1 pseudogene is annotated in these 549 nt (G+C 71.2%); it reads left to right on the top strand.

The features are described from left to right. Positions 1–159: 159 nt before the first annotated feature. Positions 160–549: pseudogene (locus AVR91_RS42180) on the top strand (histidine kinase); the annotation flags it as partial.

Raw genomic sequence — 549 nt, 5'->3', positions numbered from 1 at the left:
ACGTGATCAGACGGACGACACTTGCATGGGGATGCCCCGACCTTGGCCCGAGGCCCTCCGAGGTTTCATCGGGATTTCATCGGTTTCTGCCTCCTACCGTGGGCGGAGACGGGTGCCGACCGCCGCACGATGACGCGCTTCCCGGCGCTTCCTAGGCTGATGCCCGTGCTGGAGATCTTGCGGGACCGGTTCCGGGCACGGGCGCAGGTGAGCCTCGCCCGGGCCGGGCTCGCCCTGCCCTGGTGGGTTCCGGTGAGTTCCACCTTCGTGAGCGTGGTGTTCGCCGTGGTCGCGGTGGTGCAGCGGGACGCCTTGGTGCCGCCGCAGCCGATCGCGCTGGGCGGGCTGCTCGTGATCGCCACACCGCTGGCCTGGGCGATCACGGGCTGGGTCGTGCCCTGGGTGAGGGTGGCGGCGCTGATCGCCGCCGCCGCCGTCCTGCTCGCCGAGCCCGCGCTCCCGGATTTCGCGCCGTTGCTGCTGCTGGTCGCGGCCACCGAAGCTGGCAGTGTCCTGCGGACGTCGTGGGGGATCGCCGTCGTCACGGTC

Origin of the sequence: Amycolatopsis keratiniphila subsp. keratiniphila, from assembly GCF_001620365.2 — a bacterium.
Classification (GTDB): Bacteria; Actinomycetota; Actinomycetes; order Mycobacteriales; family Pseudonocardiaceae; genus Amycolatopsis; species Amycolatopsis keratiniphila.
This window is presented reverse-complemented; position numbering and strand designations above follow the sequence as displayed.